Below are 17,776 nucleotides of genomic sequence, written 5' to 3'. Positions count from 1 at the left end.
ATCAGGCCTCCCGGCTACGCGCACACATCATAGTCGCTTCGCAAACCACTTTACCGTCAACCAGCGCCACGCCTTTAAAGCGGGTCAGGCCACGGCGGGTTTTCTCAAAGGTCACTTCCATGATCATCTGATCACCAGGCACCACCGGGCGCTTGAAACGCGCTTCATCGATGCCTGCGAAGTAGTAGAGTTCACCAGGTTCCAGTTTACCCACGCTCTTAAATGCCAGAATACCGGTGGCCTGCGCCATGGCTTCCAGAATCAGCACGCCTGGAAAAATCGGCTTGCCCGGAAAATGTCCCTGGAAAAACGGCTCATTTACGGAGACATTTTTAACTGCGCGCAGAAAACGACCTTCTTCAAAGTCCAGCACGCGATCGACCAGTAAAAACGGGTAACGGTGTGGCAGAAGTTCCAGAATCTCTTCAATGTGCAGAGTATGAGTGTCAGTAGTCAAAATACTCTTCCTGTCTAAATATACTAAAAGGCAATAATAACACGGCCTGCCGGATTTTAAGAAATCAGACAGGCCGGGAAGTTTGGCGCGATACCCTTAGGTATGGGATGAAACGCTAGTCTTGTTGACTTGTTTTACGCTCGAGTGCTTTGAGACGCTTGCTCATGTCATCAATGTTCATCACCAGCGCAGCGGTTTTACGCCATGCTTTGTTTGGCTGCAGCGGAATGCCGGAGGAGTATACGCCAGGTTCAGTGATCGGGCGCATAACCATGCCCATGCCGGTCACTGTCACTTTGTCGCAGATTTCCATGTGGCCATTGATAACGCTGGCACCACCAATCATGCAGTAACGGCCAATTTTTAGGCTGCCCGCCATGATAACTCCGCCCGCAACGGCCGTATTGTCACCGATGACCACGTTGTGCGCAATCTGGCACTGGTTATCGATAATCACGCCATTGCCGATAACGGTATCATCCAGCGCGCCGCGATCGATGGTGGTACAGGCACCGATCTCAACGCGATCGCCGATAATCACGCGACCCAGTTGTGGGATCTTCACCCAGTTGCCACGATCGTTGGCATAGCCGAAACCGTCAGAGCCGATCACCGTACTGGACTGGATCAGGCAATTTTCTCCAATCTCAATCTCATGGTAAACGGAGACATTCGCCCACAGGCGAGTACCGGCCCCAATAGTTGTATTTTTACCCACGAAACAACCCGCACCAATACGGACGTTATCCCCGAGCACTACCCCGGATTCGATAACCGCATTCGCGCCGATCGAGACGTTCTGACCCAGTTTTGCCGTGGAGTCAACCACCGCGCTGGGGGCGATATCCTGCGCCGGCTGCGGCGTGGAATCGAGAATTTGGGCCATACGGGCGTAAGTCAGGTAGGGGTTCTTCACTACCAGCGCCGCGCTTTTGGCAAAAGGCAAATCGTCTGCGGTCATCACGACAGCAGAGGCCTGGCATGCGGCCAGGTGTTCACGGTACTTAGGATTCACCATGAACGTGATATGGCCTGCTTTAGCGGATTGCATGGACGCAACAGCGGTGATGACGAGATCGCCATCACCGTGTAATTCTGCATCCAACTGCTGAGCTAAATCAGCCAGTCGAATTGAAGGCATTACTTATTTAACCTGTTTCAGCACATCAGCGGTGATGTCTTTAACGTCACTGCTGTTGTAAGCAACGGTGTTTGCGTCAACAACCAGATCGATTTTCTGGTCAGCCGCTACGCTCTTCACAGCAGCCTGGATACGAGTAACCAGTTTGCCACGTTCTTCGTTAGAACGACGTGCACGATCCTGCTCAAAAGCCTGAGCTTTCTGAGAGAAGGCCTGGCGCTGAGTCATGATGTCTTTTTCCATCTTGCTGCGCTCACTCGCCTTCATGGTAGAACCATCACGCTGCAGACGCTGCATTTTGCTCTGCAGATCGGATTCCTGACGCTGCAGTTCGCTCGCACGACCTTTAAACTCGCCTTCCAGTTTCGCAGAAACACCTGTTTTCTGCGCGACCTGCTGGAACAGACTACCCATGTTAACAATTGCAATTGTATCTGCTGCTTGTGCAGATGCTGCCATTGCCAAACCCAGACCTGCAGCTAATAACCACTTTTTCACAATAAAACTCCTTACCATCCCATGAGTACCCGAAGGCACCGTTCTTTGCGAAGTCATGCAACCACGCGAGTGATCGTCAGATGTCATCGCTACACTGCTACTTGCATTCCTTTGCACAAAGCAATTACCAGGTTTTACCAATGTTAAACTGGAACTGCTCCGCTTTGTCTCCCTCGTACTTTTTAAACGGCTGGGCGTAGGAGAAGACCAACGGCCCCAATGGAGACATCCATTGTAATGCGATACCTGCAGACATACGGATGTTGCTCGGGTCGCCATAATCAGGCACCCCGGCAGCTTGCATCTGCGCGGTGTTTTCCCAGTTAGTATCCCAGACGGTACCCGCATCCCAGAAGAAGGAGGTACGGACTGAGTTAGCATATTTATCACTGATAAACGGCGTCGGCACGATCATTTCGGCGCTGATAACGGCCATGGCGTTACCACCCACCGCATCATCAGATTTACACAGGGTAGCGTTGTCGCAGTTATCCTGGTTCGGACCGTAGTACACGGCTTTCGGACCGATGTTGTTCGACTGGAAACCACGTACGGTGCTTGAACCACCCGCATAGAAGTTTTCATAGAACGGCATTTCTTTGCCGCCTAAACCATCGCCGTAACCCCAACGCGTACGACCCAACAGCACCCACTTGTGATCGTCATCGATCGGGAAGTAGGAAGCGGTATCGAGCGTGACTTTGTAGAACTCGTTATCAGAGCCCGGGACAGTCACTTTACCGTTCAGGTTGACGCGAGAACCATCCGTTGGGAAGAACCCACGGTCAAGGTGGTTATACGTCCAACCGTAGTTGAAGGTGAAGTCATCCGCCGAGAAGCCTGCATCGTCGTTAGTGGTGCTAGTCCCCTGACCGATCGAATCCAGATAGCGGTTCATTGCCACCTGCGGCTGCATGTTGGACAGGTCGTTGTGGACATAACCCAGACCGGCACGCAGCGTGTTGTATTCATTGATCGGGAAGCCTAGTGTACCGTCAACGCCATAGCTCTTGTTGGTATACGAGGACAGGTCCGCATCATCAGCTTTAAAGTCATTGTAGAAGATACGACCACCGAGGCTCACACCATCCACCGTGAAGTACGGGTTGGTCACAGAAAACTCAGAGTAGGTCTGGTAGTCGTTCTTGGTGCCATTAATGCCGACGGAGTAACCCGTACCCAGCCAGTTATCCTGCTGGACGCCAACCTGGAAGCTGATCCCGCTCTCGGTACCGTAACCAATACCGAAGTTGAAGCTACCGGTGTTACGTTCTTTCACCTTGTAGACTACGTCAACCTGGTCCGGGCTGCCCGGTACACGCTGAGTGTCAACATCGACGGTTTCGAAGTAGCCCAGACGGTTCAGACGATCTTTACCCGTATCGACTAAATCGCTGCCAAGCCATGCCCCTTCCATCTGGCGCATTTCACGACGCAGAACGGTATCTTTCGAGGTATCGTTACCCTCAAAGCGGATCTTACGCACATAGTAACGGTTACCCGCATCTACGCTCACGTGCAGCTTAACGGTTTTGTCAGCATCATTAATTTCAGGCTGAGACTGTACGCGCGGATAGGCGTAACCGTAGCGACCGAGAAGTTTCTTGATGTTATCTTCCATTTTGGTCACTTTGGCACCGTTGTAGAGCTCACCCGGCTCCACTTTGGTCAGGCTTTCGATTTCCGCAGAGTGCCCCGCCAGGTTCCCGTTCACCTCAACGCCAGAAAGCTTGTACTGATCGCCTTCGGTGATGTTAACGGTGATGTAGATACCTTTTTTATCCGGCGTCAGGCTAACCTGCGTGGAATCGATATTGAAACGTGCGTAGCCGCGATCCAGATAGTAGCTGCGCAGGGTCTCAAGGTCGCCCGCCAGTTTCTGTTTCTGGTACTTACGATCGCCGACCACGTTCCACCACGGAACTTCGTCACGCAGCTGGAAGTTGGAGATCAGTTCGTCAGTACTGAACGCGTGGTTACCAACGATGTTGATCTGTTGAATTTTGGCCGATACGCCTTCCTGGAAGACCAGTTTGAGGTCAACACGGTTACGCGGCAGCGGAGTCACAACGGCTTTTACGCTCGCGCTGTACTTACCGACGCTGTAATAGAAGTCTTCCAGACCCTTCTCGATATCACCGAGAGTGGTACGGTCGAGGGATTCGCCAACGCGAACGCCAGAGGCTTCGAGGTTCTGCTTGAGCATGTCATCTTTCACCGATTTGTTACCGGAGAAAGTGATGCTGGCAATCGTTGGGCGCTCTTTGACCTGCACCAACAACGTATCGCCATCACGCAGAACACGAACATCCTCGAAGTTGCCGGTGGCAAACAGCGCGCGGATGGTGTTACTGATGTCTTCATCAGTAACCGTATCGCCAGGACGAACTGGCATGCTGAGGAGAGCCGCACCAACAGCGACTCGCTGCAAGCCTTCGAAATGAATATCCTTCACTACGAATCCGTCAGCACCGTATACGGTCGCGCTGCCGAACAGCAGCGACGCTATGAGCAACTTTTTCATCGCCATCGTTATTATGCGTTCTTCCTAACACTCTCGCTTATAGGCGAGAGAAATCATTGAAAAGTGCAAGCCCCATTAACAACACCAGCAATATTGAGCCAATGCGATAACTAAAGTCTTGAACTCGCTCGGATACCGGTCCGCCCTTCAGCTTTTCAATCGCCAAAAAGAGCAGATGACCCCCGTCTAAAACGGGTAGCGGGAACAGGTTGATAATGCCCAGATTCACACTGATGAGCGCAAGGAACATCAGGTAGTAAATCAACCCAAACTCCGCTGACATCCCAGCCCCCTGAGCAATCGAAATTGGCCCACTGAGGTTGTTCAGTTTTACGTCACCGGTTATCAATTTCCCCAGCATTTGCACCGTTAACTTCATCAACTGCCAGGTTTTATCCGTGGCCTGAATGATGGCAGCGAACGGTCCGTACTGGCGCACTGTCTTGTATTCATCGGGCAGCGGGATAATTTTAGGTACTACCCCTGCAAACCCTTCAGCTTTCCCTTTACCGGGCTTTGTATCTGGTATCAGCGTTAAAGACAAGGGGCTGCCTTGTCTGTCAATCTCGAGGCGCAACGGCTTGCCGGGATTGTCGCGCACCAGCGTGACAAAAGTCATCCACTGTGTGAGCGGCTGACCATCGACTTTAACGATCCTGTCGCCTGCTTGCAAACCTGCTTTGCGTGCAGCAGAGTCGATTTGCACTTCAGCCAGCACCGGTTCAACCTGCGCCCCGCGTGGTCGAATCCCCAGTGATGTGACCGGATCTTCTTTGTCTGGCTCAAATTCCCAGTGGCGCAGATTGAGAATTCTATCCTGACGCTGCTGGGTTCCGAAAGGGGCAACGGTGAGCGTGGTTTGCTCGTCACCAATTTTGGTCACCAGCGCCAAACGGACCGCATCCCAATCAGGCGTTTCGATACCATCTACGGCTTTAAGTTCCGTTCCTGGTGCAATTTGTGCTTCCGCAGCAATCGAATTGGGGGTTATTTCACCAATTACCGGGCGTATGCCAGGGACGCCGATGATAAACACCAGCCAGTAGGCAAAGATGGCAAACAGAAAATTCGCAACCGGACCGGCTGCAATGATCGCCGCACGCTGACCGACGGTTTTGTTATTGAAAGCGTAGTGACGCATCTCCGGTGCAACCGGCTCGACACGCTCATCCAGCATTTTGACGTAACCGCCCAACGGGATCAGGGCGATGACATATTCGGTGCCTTGACGGTCAACGCGACGCCAGAGCGCTTTGCCAAAACCGATGGAAAAGCGCTCAACCCGGACACCCGCGCGCCGAGCAACCCAGAAATGACCAAATTCATGCACGGTGATTAAGACACCCAGTGCAACAATGAATGCCGCCAAATTCCAGAGAATGCTCAGCATAAAACCTTCCGTCAAATCGTCCTGAAGACTAAAAGTAGCAGGCAAGCAAAGACCGGAACCGCCGCCGTCAGGCTGTCAATTCGGTCCAGAATCCCACCGTGACCGGGGATCAAATGCCCACTGTCTTTGATACCGGCTTCTCGCTTAAACATACTTTCTGTCAAATCGCCCAGTACGGATGCCAGCGCGGCAACCAACGAGCAGGTCAACAGGATGGCAGGTGCGACATCCAGGTTCACGCACAGGCCGTAAATCCAGGAGATAACAGCCGCCGTGAACAGCCCGCCGATAAATCCTTGCCAGGTCTTGCCCGGTGAAACTTTCGGTGCCAGCTTGTGCTTACCGAACAGCTTACCAAACATGTAGGCCCCGGAATCCGCTCCCCACACGAGGATCATGACATACAACAGCCACAGCGCACCGCTGTAGTGGTTGTCATCATAATGCCAGGCGCGTAGCGTCAGCATTCCCCAGAAAAAGGGGATAATGGTCAGCAGACCAAACACCAGACGCAGCGTTTTGGAATCACGCCACAGCGCGGCAGAGCCCGGGTAAAACAGAACCAGCAACAGCGCCACAATCCACCATCCTAACGACGCCCAAAGGGCACCTTCAACCAAGGGTTGATGGACATTATGGTGATATTGCGGAAGCCAAAAGAGCATCGCGGCGAGAATTAGCCCGCAAAGCACCGCCAGCCATACCCGCTGTGAACGGGATTTAAACCCGCTTAATTGACCCCATTCCCACGCCGCCAACATGCACACCAGCAGGGTGACAATCGCAAACGCGACCGGCGGCAATAAAAACAGGGCCGCTATGACAACGGGTATTAAAACGAAAGCAGAGATCAGGCGATACTTCAGCAAGAGCTACCCCCATCAGGCTTAGTCGCCACCAGGCTCGGTGCCGCCGAAACGACGCTCTCGATTGGCAAAGGCATGCAGCGCACCTTCAAAGTCTTGTTCATCGAAATCGGGCCAGAGAACATCTGTAAAGTAAAGTTCGGCGTAGGCAATTTGCCACAGCAAAAAGTTACTTATGCGATGCTCTCCCCCTGTCCTAATTACTAAATCTACGGGAGCCAGTTCATGCATGCAGATCTGCTGACCCAGCAAATCCTCAGTGATATCTTCAGGACGAAGGTGCCCTTCCTGAACCTGTGCAGCTAAATGCTGAACTCCCTGGATAATATCCCAGCGCCCACCATAGTTCGCGGCAATATTTAGCGTCAGCCCGGTATTATTCTGGGTCAACGCTTCTGCCTTGCGAATACGCTCCTGTAAACGGACGTTAAAGCGGCTGGTATCACCGATAATGCGCAAACGAACATTATGTCTGTGCAGGCTTTTGACTTCGCTGTCGAGCGCCCAGACAAACAGTTCCATCAGCGCACTGACTTCTTGCGCAGGTCGGTTCCAGTTTTCACTGCTAAAGGCGTAAAGCGTTAACGCCTCAATACCGTTATTTGCCGCAAATGAGACGGCACGGCGCACCGATTTCGCCCCGGCTTTGTGGCCGAAAGCACGGATCTTGCCTTGTCTCTTCGCCCAGCGACCATTGCCGTCCATAATGATGGCCACATGTTGACAGCCGTGGGCAGGCAGGTTCTCGCTGATTGGTTGGTTAGCAGACAACATAACGCGTTATTAGTCCATGCAAAGGAATTAGCGGTACCGGAATACAGACGCTTAGCGCAAAAAAGCCGTGTAAATCCACGGCTCACCCGTTAACACTTTGTCGTTACAGCGTTATCGGCTGGCGCAGACTATAACACTGAAGCCCAGCGCTAACAAATGCCAGCGCATCCGTTGAACGGATAATCATCAGCTTGCGAAGCGCGTCACCTGTTGGCTCGCAACACTTCTGGCACGTGCGTCGACCTCCATGACCTCGTCAACGCAACCCGGCTCCTGCAGATCCAGCGCGGACAGCACCGCCAGATTGACGGCGGCAATATCAGTGAAACGGATCTGCGCGTGCAGAAATGCGTCTACGCTCACCTCGTTGGCCGCGTTGAGCGCGGTCGTTGCCGCCTGGCCCCGATCAAAGGCCTCCATCGCCAGCTTCAGGCACGGGTAACGCTGATAATCAGGCGCGGCAAATGACAACTCGCTCAGCGTATAAAAATCCAGAGGCTTAACGCCGGATTCAACGCGGTTTGGCCAGGCCATGGTATGCGCGATAGGGGTACGCATATCGGGTTCGCCCAGTTGCGCCAGCACGCTACCATCACGGTAGCGCACCATCGAGTGAATCACGGACTGCGGATGGATAATCACCTCCATCTGCTGAGCCGAAGCGTTGAACAGCCAGCGTGCTTCTATGTATTCCAGACCTTTGTTCATCATGGTGGCAGAGTCGACTGAAATTTTACGTCCCATCGACCAGTTCGGATGACGACAAGCCTGATCCGGCGTCATATCGCGCAGTTCAGGCAATGGCGTTTCACGGAAAGGACCACCAGATCCGGTAAGCAAAATCGACGATACGCCATTTTGCTCAAGGGAAGCGTACCCCAGCTGATTTTGAATTGTTTCCGGTAAACTCTGAAAAATGGCGTTATGTTCGCTGTCGACCGGCAACAGGCGCGCCCCGCTCTCTTTCACCGCGTCCATAAACAGACGACCACAGGTGACCAGCGATTCTTTGTTGGCCAGCAGAATGGTTTTCCCGGCGCGAATCGCCGCCAGCGTCGGCATCAGCCCGGCAGCACCGACAATCGCCGCCATCACATGGTCGACATCATCGAGCGCAGCCACGTCGCACGCGGCTTGCTTTCCACTCAGAACTTCCGTCTGGCTCCCATGCTGTCGCAGCGCCACAATCAGTGCAGCGGCACTCTGTGCATCATCCATGACGGCGTATTGCGGGGAGAACTCCAGGCATTGCTCGACCATGCGGTCGACGTTTTTCCCCGCCACCAGCGCGGTAACGGTGAAGAGGTCGCGATTGTTACGCACCACGTCCAGCGTGCTGCAGCCGATGGAGCCTGTGGAGCCCAGAACGGTTAAATGCTTCATGAAAAATCCGAGTGATGAAAGGCTAAAAAGCAAAACGCCGCCAGCAAAACCCGAGGGTTTCCTGTACGGCGTTCATCAGATAACGTCAGAAATCAGAACTGCATCAGTTCTGCTTCTTTCTCTGCCAGCGCCGCGTCTACTTTTTTGATAGCGGCGTCAGTCATTTTCTGTACATCGTCCTGAGAACGACGATCGTCATCTTCGCTGATCTCTTTGTCTTTCAGCAGCGCTTTTACTTTATCGTTGGCATCACGGCGGACGTTACGCACGGAGACACGCGCCTGCTCAGCTTCGCCACGTACGATTTTGGTCAAGTCTTTACGACGTTCTTCCGTCAGTGGAGGCAGTGGAACGCGGATATCGGTGCCCGCAGAGCTCGGGTTCAGACCGAGGTCTGATGCCATGATCGCTTTTTCAACGGCCGGGCTCAGGGAGCGATCGAACACGTTGATTTTCAGGGTACGGGAATCTTCTACCGTCACGCTTGCCAGCTGACGCAGCGGGGTCGGGGTACCGTAATATTCAACAATAATGCCATCCAGCAGGCTAGGAGAAGCGCGGCCGGTACGGATTTTGCTGATCTGGTTTTTGAATGATTCTACGCATTTTTCCATGCGCACTTCGGCATCTTTTCTGATATCGCTAATCACGTTACGAATCCTTGAAATCTTGTCTCAGGCTGACCATACGGCACATCCACCTGTTCGCGGGTGTGCTAAGTATAGCCCGTATAATTCCTGGCGCCGAAAATGGCAGCCTGGTAAGCATCGCAATAATAAAGCGAAATCTTACCCTTATTTCGCCACAAAATCATTCACGTTGCATCAAGCGGCGTGAAGGATGGCGTGTCACTCACGGAGATTATTCCGTGATCAGAGTCCCTTCTTTCTCACCCATGACCACACGACGCAGTGCGCCAGGTTTATTCATGTTGAAAACGCGAATCGGCAGTTTGTGGTCACGCGCCAGCGTAAACGCGGCCAGATCCATCACTTTCAGTTCTTTATCCAGCACTTCAGCGTAGCTCAGCTGCTCGTACATGGTTGCCGTTGGATCGGTGGCCGGGTCAGCGGTAAACACGCCGTCAACTTTCGTGGCTTTCAGCACCACGTCGGCTTCAATTTCAATCCCGCGCAGGCACGCGGCGGAATCGGTGGTGAAGAATGGGTTACCGGTACCCGCAGAGAGGATAACCACGCGGTTATTGCGCAGCAGGCTGATAGCCTCGGCCCAGCTGTAGTTATCACACACACCATTCAGCGGAATGGCGGACATCAGGCGAGCGTTCACATAGGCGCGGTGGAGCGCATCACGCATTGCCAGGCCGTTCATGACCGTAGCCAGCATGCCCATGTGGTCGCCCACAACGCGGTTCATACCCGCTTTTGCCAGACCCGCACCACGGAAGAGGTTACCACCACCAATCACCACACCGACCTGGATCCCCAGTTCGACCAGTTCTTTAATTTCCTGCGCCATACGGTCGAGAATGCTGGCATCGATACCGAAGCCTTCAGTTCCCTGCAGTGCTTCGCCACTGAGCTTAAGCAGAATGCGTTTGTAGACGGGTTTTGCATTGGTAGCCATATTTCTTTCCTGGGACTGTCAACGTTTGAGATGGGTTATTTCTGGCGACAAGGATATATCGCTCATCAGTGCAAGCCTATAGGAGCCTGACTGATTTTCACTTGATGAGGCTCAAAAAGAAGCCGCCCTCAGGCGGCTCCTTTAAGATAATTAAGACTGCTTGGACATTGCAGCAACTTCTGCTGCGAAGTCAGTCTCAACTTTCTCGATACCTTCGCCCACTTCAAAGCGGATGAAGTTAGTCACGGTAGCGTTGTGCTCTTTCAGGAACTGACCAACAGTTTTGCTCGGATCCATAACGAAAGGCTGGCCGGTCAGAGAAACTTCGCCGGTGAATTTCTTCATGCGGCCTTCAACCATTTTCTCTGCGATTTCTTTTGGCTTACCAGACTGCATCGCGATGTCCAGCTGAACCTGGTACTCTTTCTCTACCACGTCAGCAGATACGTCTTCTGGGTTAACGAATTCTGGCTTGCTTGCTGCAATGTGCATTGCAACGTGCTTAACCAGCTCTTCGTCAGCGCCATTAGCGGCAACCAGAACACCGATGCGAGCACCGTGCAGGTAGCTACCCAGTACGTCGCCTTCCAGGGAAGCCACACGACGGATGTTGATGTTCTCACCGATTTTAGCAACCAGAGCAACACGTTCTTCTTCGAACTGCGCTTTCAGAACTTCAACGTCAGTGATTTTGCCAGCCACTGCTGCGTCCAGAACTTTGTTCGCGAAAGCCTGGAAACCGCCGTCTTTAGCAACGAAGTCAGTCTGGCAGTTAACTTCCAGAATGATACCGTAGTTGCCGTCGATCTTAGTGATGATCACGCCGTCAGCAGCAACGTTGCCTGCTTTTTTCGCTGCTTTGATCGCACCAGATTTACGCATGTTTTCGATTGCCAGCTCGATGTCGCCATTCGCTTCAGTCAGTGCTTTTTTGCAATCCATCATGCCTGCGCCAGTACGTTCGCGCAGCTCTTTTACCAGGGAGGCGGTAATTTCAGCCATTCTAAAATCCTCGGGAAATGTGGACCGCCCGGCGTTTAACCAAACGGTCTTAAAAGTGAAAAAGGGGCCGCTAAGAGGGCCCCTATCCATACTCGGTACTAATAAGGGCTTAAACCTTATTATTCAGCTTCTACGAAGCTTTCTTCCGCCTGAGAAGCCAGATCCTGAGAACGGCCTTCACGTACGGTCAGAGCAACGGCATTCAGATACAGGCTAACTGCGCGGATTGCATCGTCGTTACCCGGGATAACGAAGTCAACGCCGTCCGGATCAGAGTTGGTATCAACGATAGCAAATACTGGGATACCCAGGTTGTTTGCTTCTTTGATAGCAATGTGTTCGTGGTCAGCATCGATAACAAACAGTGCGTCTGGCAGGCCACCCATGTCTTTGATACCGCCCAGGCTGTTTTCCAGCTTGCCCAGCTCACGGGTGCGCATCAGCGCTTCTTTCTTGGTCAGCTTGTCGAAGGTGCCGTCCTGAGACTGAGTTTCCAGATCTTTCAGACGCTTGATAGACTGACGAACGGTTTTCCAGTTAGTCAGCATACCGCCCAACCAGCGATGGTTCACGAAGAACTGGTCGCAGTTCAGCGCAGCTTCTTTGATTGCTTCGCTTGCAGCACGTTTAGTACCAACGAAAAGGATTTTACCTTTGCGAGAAGAGATCTTGTTCAGTTCAGCCAGAGCTTCGTTGAACATTGGTACAGTTTTCTCAAGGTTGATGATGTGAACTTTGTTACGTGCGCCGAAGATGAAAGGCTTCATTTTCGGGTTCCAGTAACGGGTCTGGTGACCAAAGTGTACACCAGCCTTGAGCATGTCGCGCATGGAAACAGTTGCCATGTTTAAAACCTCTATATAAAAGTTGGGGTTATGCCTCCACGTATCCCATACGACCGACCCCGAAGGGCACCCCGGCGTATGTGCCGATACGTGTGTGTTATTACACAAAGTGAGATTAGTCGCTGCCAGACCGTTTCTGTGTATATCAAACGGAATGGAAGTTCGGCGCGCTTTATACCATAAATCACAGGCAGAAACCAATAAATGTTGGCGCGGCGTGCGGTTAATGATTCTCAGTTTGGCAGTAGCCTGTGACGGCTGTTACCATTGTTAGCACTGACACTTGTATTTATTGCCGATCTCTCGGCCCCGATGGACAGAATGCATGGCTATCTCTATTAAGACCCCTGAAGAAATTGAAAAAATGCGCGTCGCTGGCCGTCTGGCTGCCGAAGTGCTGGAAATGATCGAACCTCATATCAAGCCTGGCGTCAGCACCGGCGAACTGGACAGAATCTGTAACGACTATATCGTTAACGAGCAGCATGCTGTCTCTGCCTGCCTTGGCTACCACGGTTTCCCGAAATCCGTCTGCATCTCGATTAACGAAGTGGTATGTCACGGAATTCCGGATGACGAAAAACTGTTGAAAGATGGCGATATCGTCAACATCGACGTGACCGTTATTAAAGACGAATACCACGGTGATACCTCTAAAATGTTCATCGTCGGTAAGCCAACTATCCTTGGCGAACGTCTGTGCCGTGTGACGCAGGAAAGCCTGTACCTCGCGCTGCGCATGGTAAAACCGGGAATCCGTCTGCGCACTCTCGGCGCAGCGATTCAGAAGTTTGCCGAAGCGGAAGGTTTCTCAGTGGTCCGTGAGTACTGCGGCCATGGTATCGGCCGCGTGTTCCATGAAGAACCGCAGGTTCTGCACTATGATGCAGACGACGGCGGCGTGGTGCTGCAAAAAGGTATGACCTTCACCATCGAACCTATGGTTAACTCCGGCGACTATCGGATCCGTACCATGAAAGATGGCTGGACGGTGAAAACTAAAGATCGAAGCTTGTCTGCACAGTACGAGCATACTATTGTGGTGACAGACAACGGCTGCGAAATACTGACATTACGCAAGGATGACACCATCCCGGCGATAATCTCGCACAACGAATAAAGAAAGCCGGCGCGAGCCGGTTTTTTTATGGCGGGCGTCCTGCCCGCCCCCCTTCGGGCCGCCGTTAGCGACGTTAAAAATCGCTCCCGGCGATTTTTTATGGGTAATCGTTTTTTCTTATGGGTGGCGTGATGAGTAATTCCTTACGTGACACAGCTTTATCTGTTCTGCCCGTCCCACCGGATTACCCGGTAAGCTGGTCAGAGTCGGAGCTGAACTGCGCCAGTATCAAGGCGCATCTCGACGCGTTCCAGCGTTGGCTGGGTGTTGCTTTTGACAGAGGCACCTCTGCAGAACAGCTGATGACCGCCCGGACGGAATATATCGACCAGATGCTTCAGCGTCTGTGGCTGCATTACGGTTTCGGTGACGTAGAAGACGCAGCCCTGGTGGCGGTGGGTGGCTATGGTCGCGCCGAACTGCATCCTCTTTCCGATATTGACCTGCTGATCCTCAGCCGTAAGAGACTGCCCGATGAACTGGCGCAGAAAATTGGCGAACTGCTGACGCTGCTGTGGGATCTCAAGCTCGAAGTCGGCCACAGCGTGCGCACCCTCGAAGAGTGCCTGCTGGAAGGGCTTTCGGATCTGACCGTCGCCACCAATCTGATTGAATCCCGCCTGCTTATCGGCGACGTGGCCCTGTTCCTCGAACTGCAAAAACATATCTTCAGCGAAGGCTTCTGGCCTTCGGAGAAATTCTTCGCCGCCAAAGTCGAAGAGCAAAACGAGCGTCACCAGCGTTTTCACGGCACCAGCTATAACCTCGAGCCGGATATCAAAAGCAGCCCCGGCGGCCTGCGTGATATTCATACCCTGCAATGGGTGGCACGTCGTCACTTCGGTGCCACGTCGCTCGATGAAATGGTCGGGTTCGGCTTCCTGACCGAAGCGGAACGTAACGAACTGAACGAGTGCCTGCATTTGCTGTGGCGCATCCGTTTTGCACTGCATCTGGAAATCAATCGCTACGACAACCGCCTGCTGTTTGACCGGCAGCTGAACGTGGCCCAGCGCCTCAACTACAGCGGCGAAGGCAACCAGCCTGTCGAGCAGATGATGAAGGATTTTTATCGTGTCACCCGCCGGGTGGGCGAGTTGAACCAGATGCTGCTACAGCTGTTTGATGAGGCAATTCTCGCCCTGACCGCCGATGAAAAACCGCGCCCTATCGACGACGATTTTCAGCTGCGCGGCTCGCTCATCGACCTGCGCGATGACACGCTGTTTATGCGAGAGCCACAGGCTATTCTGCGCATGTTCCATATCATGGTGCGCAACAGCAGCATTACCGGCATTTATTCGACCACCCTGCGCCACCTGCGCCATGCGCGTCGTCATCTGACCGAACCGCTGTGCTACATCCCCGAAGCCCGCGAACTGTTCCTCAGCATGCTGCGCCATCAGGGGGCGGTCAGCCGGGGTCTGCTGCCGATGCATCGCCACAGCGTACTGTGGGCGTACATGCCGCAGTGGTCGCACATCGTTGGCCAGATGCAGTTCGACCTGTTCCACGCCTACACCGTGGATGAGCACACCATTCGCGTGCTGCTCAAGCTGGAAAGTTTCGCCAAAGAAGAAACCCGTTCCCGCCACCCGCTGTGCGTTGAGCTGTGGCCCCGTCTGAATCACCCGGAACTGATCCTGATTGCCGCCCTGTTCCATGATATCGCCAAAGGCCGCGGGGGCGATCACTCGGTACTCGGCGCGCAGGACATCCTGAAATTCGCCGAGCTGCACGGGCTGAACTCACGGGAAACGCAGTTAGTCGCCTGGCTGGTACGCCATCACCTGCTGATGTCAGTCACGGCTCAGCGCCGGGACATTCAGGACCCGGAGGTTATCAAGCAGTTTGCCGAAGAAGTGCAGACCGAAAATCGCCTGCGTTATCTGGTGTGTCTGACCGTGGCCGACATCTGCGCCACTAACGAAACGCTGTGGAACAGTTGGAAACAGAGCCTGTTGCGTGAGCTGTACTTCGCCACCGAAAAGCAGCTGCGCCGGGGGATGCAAAGCACCCCGGATATGCGCGAACGCGTGCGCCATCATCAGCTACAGGCGCTGGCTCTGCTGCGGATGGACAATATCGATGAAGAAGCGCTGCATCAGATTTGGGCACGTTGCCGGGCCAACTACTTTGTTCGCCACACGCCAAATCAGCTGGCATGGCACGCTCGCCACCTGCTTAAGCACGATTTGAACGATCCGATGATCCTGCTCAGCCCGCAGGCCACGCGCGGCGGCACCGAGATTTTCATCTGGAGCCCGGACCGCCCGTACCTGTTCGCCGCCGTCTGTGCGGAACTTGACCGGCGTAACCTGAGCGTGCACGACGCGCAGATCTTTACCACCCGCGACGGCATGGCGATGGACACCTTTATCGTACTTGAGCCTGACGGTAGCCCGCTGTCTGCCGATCGCCATGATGCGATTCGTCAGGGCCTGACCCAGGCTATTACCCAGCGATCATGGCAGCCCCCTGCCCCACGTCGGCAACCGGCAAAACTGCGGCATTTTACGGTCGATACTGAGGTGAATTTCCTGCCGACGCATACCGACAGAAAATCGTTCCTGGAACTGATTGCCCTCGATCAACCCGGCCTGCTGGCATGTGTAGGCCAGGTCTTCGCCGACCTCGGCATTTCTCTGCACGGGGCGCGAATCACCACAATTGGTGAACGAGTAGAAGATTTATTTATAATCGCGACCGCCGACCGCCGTGCCCTTAATAATGTGCTTCAGCTAGAAGTACAACAGCGGTTGACAGCAGCCCTCAATCCAAACGATAAAGGGTAGTGTGTTTTTTTTAATGGAAAGAGTTTAACAATGCAGCAGTTACAGAACGTTATTGAGTCCGCTTTTGAGCGCCGTGCCGATATCACTCCGGCAAATGTTGATACCGTTACCCGTGAAGCGGTTAACCAGGTTATTTCCCTGCTGGATTCCGGTGCCCTGCGCGTCGCGGAAAAGATTGACGGCCAGTGGGTAACGCATCAGTGGCTGAAGAAAGCGGTACTGCTCTCTTTCCGTATTAACGATAACCAGGTTATCGACGGCGCAGAAAGCCGCTATTTCGATAAAGTGCCGATGAAATTCGCTGACTATGATGAAGCGCGTTTCCAGAAAGAAGGCTTCCGCGTGGTGCCACCTGCGGCCGTGCGCCAGGGTGCGTTCATCGCGCGCAATACCGTGCTGATGCCGTCCTACGTGAACATCGGTGCCTATGTTGACGAAGGTTCGATGGTGGATACCTGGGCGACCGTCGGTTCCTGTGCGCAAATCGGTAAAAACGTTCACCTGTCCGGCGGCGTCGGCATCGGTGGCGTACTTGAGCCACTGCAGGCTAACCCGACCATTATCGAAGACAACTGCTTCATCGGCGCACGCTCCGAAGTGGTTGAAGGCGTCATCGTTGAAGAAGGCTCCGTCATTTCGATGGGCGTTTACATCGGTCAGAGTACCAAAATCTACGACCGCGAAACCGGTGAAGTGTTCTATGGTCGTGTACCGGCAGGCTCAGTGGTGGTTTCCGGCAACCTGCCGTCGAAAGATGGCAAATACAGCCTGTACTGCGCGGTTATCGTGAAGAAAGTTGACGCGAAAACGCGTGGCAAAGTGGGCATCAACGAACTGCTGCGCACCATCGACTAAATACGTCACTAAAAAAGCGGGGGCAACCCCGCTTTTTTTATACCTGCCGCTGGCGGAAATGGATTTTTTCGTTAATTATTCATGAGTTATGTTTAACCGAAGGATACCGCTATGTACGACAATCTGAAAAGTTTGGGCATTACCAATCCTGATGAAATCGATCGTTACAGCCTCCGGCAGGAAGCCAACAACGATATCCTGAAGATCTATTTTCATAAGGATAAAGGCGAATTTTTCGCAAAAAGCGTGAAGTTCAAATATCCACGTCAGCGTAAAACCGTGGTGGCTGATGGCGTAGGCCAGGGCTACAAAGAAGTGCAGGAAATCAGCCCGAACCTGCGCTATGTGATTGATGAGCTGGATCAACTGTGCAAACGCGATCGCACCGAAGTGGATCTGAAGCGTAAAATCCTCGACGACCTGCGTCACCTGGAAAGCGTAGTGGCGAATAAGATCAGTGAAATTGAATCCGATCTTGAAAAGCTTACCCGCGGGAAATAAGCGGTATTGAAAAGTAAAACGGCAACCCTAAGGTTGCC

General features: G+C 53.3%; 16 protein-coding genes. 4 read left to right on the top strand and 12 right to left on the bottom strand.

Going from position 1 to position 17,776, the window contains the following annotated elements:
- Window position 1: 1 nt before the first annotated feature.
- From fabZ to rpsB, 12 genes are all read right to left on the bottom strand, one after another.
- Entirely contained in the window at window positions 2–457 is a 456-nt protein-coding gene (fabZ, locus tag SIK69_RS01935; protein WP_007373234.1) for a 3-hydroxyacyl-ACP dehydratase FabZ, read from the bottom strand.
- 115 nt (window positions 458–572) lie between these two features.
- Window positions 573–1,598 (bottom strand): UDP-3-O-(3-hydroxymyristoyl)glucosamine N-acyltransferase, encoded by a 1,026-nt coding sequence (gene lpxD, locus SIK69_RS01930; protein WP_319628105.1) that lies wholly within the window; start codon window positions 1,596–1,598, stop codon window positions 573–575.
- Window positions 1,599–1,601: 3 nt separating this feature from the next.
- Entirely contained in the window at window positions 1,602–2,096 is a 495-nt protein-coding gene (skp, locus tag SIK69_RS01925; RefSeq protein ID WP_319628106.1) for a molecular chaperone Skp, read from the bottom strand.
- Between the two features lie 124 nt (window positions 2,097–2,220).
- Window positions 2,221–4,626 (bottom strand): outer membrane protein assembly factor BamA, encoded by a 2,406-nt coding sequence (gene bamA / locus SIK69_RS01920; RefSeq protein WP_319628107.1) that lies wholly within the window; start codon window positions 4,624–4,626, stop codon window positions 2,221–2,223.
- A 31-nt stretch (window positions 4,627–4,657) separates the two neighbouring features.
- A complete protein-coding gene (gene rseP / locus SIK69_RS01915; RefSeq protein ID WP_319628108.1) occupies window positions 4,658–6,010 on the bottom strand; it encodes a sigma E protease regulator RseP in 1,353 nt (450 codons plus the stop codon).
- Between the two features lie 11 nt (window positions 6,011–6,021).
- Window positions 6,022–6,879 carry a phosphatidate cytidylyltransferase gene (cdsA, locus tag SIK69_RS01910; RefSeq protein ID WP_319628109.1) on the bottom strand — a complete coding sequence of 286 codons (858 nt, stop codon included), beginning with the start codon at window positions 6,877–6,879 and terminating at the stop codon, window positions 6,022–6,024.
- 18 nt (window positions 6,880–6,897) lie between these two features.
- Entirely contained in the window at window positions 6,898–7,650 is a 753-nt protein-coding gene (gene ispU, locus SIK69_RS01905) for a (2E,6E)-farnesyl-diphosphate-specific ditrans,polycis-undecaprenyl-diphosphate synthase (protein WP_319628110.1), read from the bottom strand.
- 186 nt (window positions 7,651–7,836) lie between these two features.
- Window positions 7,837–9,033, bottom strand: coding sequence for a 1-deoxy-D-xylulose-5-phosphate reductoisomerase (gene ispC, locus SIK69_RS01900; RefSeq protein WP_319785271.1), 1,197 nt, complete (start codon window positions 9,031–9,033; stop codon window positions 7,837–7,839).
- A gap of 92 nt (window positions 9,034–9,125) precedes the next feature.
- Window positions 9,126–9,683 carry a ribosome recycling factor gene (gene frr / locus SIK69_RS01895; protein ID WP_319628112.1) on the bottom strand — a complete coding sequence of 186 codons (558 nt, stop codon included), beginning with the start codon at window positions 9,681–9,683 and terminating at the stop codon, window positions 9,126–9,128.
- 211 nt (window positions 9,684–9,894) lie between these two features.
- Window positions 9,895–10,620 (bottom strand): UMP kinase, encoded by a 726-nt coding sequence (gene pyrH, locus SIK69_RS01890; RefSeq protein ID WP_319628113.1) that lies wholly within the window; start codon window positions 10,618–10,620, stop codon window positions 9,895–9,897.
- Window positions 10,621–10,770: 150 nt separating this feature from the next.
- Window positions 10,771–11,622: a translation elongation factor Ts gene (tsf, locus tag SIK69_RS01885; RefSeq protein WP_319628114.1), complete on the bottom strand. Its 852-nt coding sequence runs from the start codon at window positions 11,620–11,622 to the stop codon at window positions 10,771–10,773.
- 119 nt (window positions 11,623–11,741) lie between these two features.
- Entirely contained in the window at window positions 11,742–12,467 is a 726-nt protein-coding gene (gene rpsB / locus SIK69_RS01880; RefSeq protein WP_319628115.1) for a 30S ribosomal protein S2, read from the bottom strand.
- A 325-nt stretch (window positions 12,468–12,792) separates the two neighbouring features.
- Between rpsB and map the strand changes: the two genes are divergently transcribed.
- The 4 genes from map (at window position 12,793) to SIK69_RS01860 (ending at window position 17,738) form a co-directional block, all read left to right on the top strand.
- Window positions 12,793–13,587: a type I methionyl aminopeptidase gene (map, locus tag SIK69_RS01875; RefSeq protein ID WP_319628116.1), complete on the top strand. Its 795-nt coding sequence runs from the start codon at window positions 12,793–12,795 to the stop codon at window positions 13,585–13,587.
- A 131-nt stretch (window positions 13,588–13,718) separates the two neighbouring features.
- The gene (gene glnD / locus SIK69_RS01870; protein WP_319785270.1) at window positions 13,719–16,382 is read left to right on the top strand and encodes a bifunctional uridylyltransferase/uridylyl-removing protein GlnD; all 2,664 of its coding nucleotides are present in this window, start codon (window positions 13,719–13,721) and stop codon (window positions 16,380–16,382) included.
- 30 nt (window positions 16,383–16,412) lie between these two features.
- The gene (gene dapD / locus SIK69_RS01865) at window positions 16,413–17,237 is read left to right on the top strand and encodes a 2,3,4,5-tetrahydropyridine-2,6-dicarboxylate N-succinyltransferase (RefSeq protein ID WP_319628118.1); all 825 of its coding nucleotides are present in this window, start codon (window positions 16,413–16,415) and stop codon (window positions 17,235–17,237) included.
- Between the two features lie 111 nt (window positions 17,238–17,348).
- On the top strand, window positions 17,349–17,738 hold the full coding sequence (locus tag SIK69_RS01860; RefSeq protein WP_097162938.1) for a DUF3461 family protein: 390 nt from the start codon (window positions 17,349–17,351) through the stop codon (window positions 17,736–17,738).
- Window positions 17,739–17,776 lie beyond the last annotated feature (38 nt).

It is taken from the genome of Scandinavium lactucae, from assembly GCF_033843265.1.
GTDB lineage: Bacteria > Pseudomonadota > Gammaproteobacteria > Enterobacterales > Enterobacteriaceae > Scandinavium > Scandinavium lactucae.
This window is presented reverse-complemented; position numbering and strand designations above follow the sequence as displayed.

Excerpts from the sequence above, each read along its gene's own strand:
- lpxD (WP_319628105.1), bottom strand. The coding sequence starts at position 1,598 with ATGCCTTCAATTCGACTGGCTGATTTAGCTCAGCAGTTGGATGCAGAA.
- bamA (WP_319628107.1), bottom strand. The coding sequence starts at position 4,626 with ATGGCGATGAAAAAGTTGCTCATAGCGTCGCTGCTGTTCGGCAGCGCG.
- rseP (WP_319628108.1), bottom strand. The coding sequence starts at position 6,010 with ATGCTGAGCATTCTCTGGAATTTGGCGGCATTCATTGTTGCACTGGGT.
- ispU (WP_319628110.1), bottom strand. The coding sequence starts at position 7,650 with ATGTTGTCTGCTAACCAACCAATCAGCGAGAACCTGCCTGCCCACGGC.
- ispC (WP_319785271.1), bottom strand. The coding sequence starts at position 9,033 with ATGAAGCATTTAACCGTTCTGGGCTCCACAGGCTCCATCGGCTGCAGC.
- pyrH (WP_319628113.1), bottom strand. The coding sequence starts at position 10,620 with ATGGCTACCAATGCAAAACCCGTCTACAAACGCATTCTGCTTAAGCTC.
- tsf (WP_319628114.1), bottom strand. The coding sequence starts at position 11,622 with ATGGCTGAAATTACCGCCTCCCTGGTAAAAGAGCTGCGCGAACGTACT.
- rpsB (WP_319628115.1), bottom strand. The coding sequence starts at position 12,467 with ATGGCAACTGTTTCCATGCGCGACATGCTCAAGGCTGGTGTACACTTT.
- map (WP_319628116.1), top strand. The coding sequence starts at position 12,793 with ATGGCTATCTCTATTAAGACCCCTGAAGAAATTGAAAAAATGCGCGTC.
- glnD (WP_319785270.1), top strand. The coding sequence starts at position 13,719 with ATGAGTAATTCCTTACGTGACACAGCTTTATCTGTTCTGCCCGTCCCA.
- dapD (WP_319628118.1), top strand. The coding sequence starts at position 16,413 with ATGCAGCAGTTACAGAACGTTATTGAGTCCGCTTTTGAGCGCCGTGCC.
- SIK69_RS01860 (WP_097162938.1), top strand. The coding sequence starts at position 17,349 with ATGTACGACAATCTGAAAAGTTTGGGCATTACCAATCCTGATGAAATC.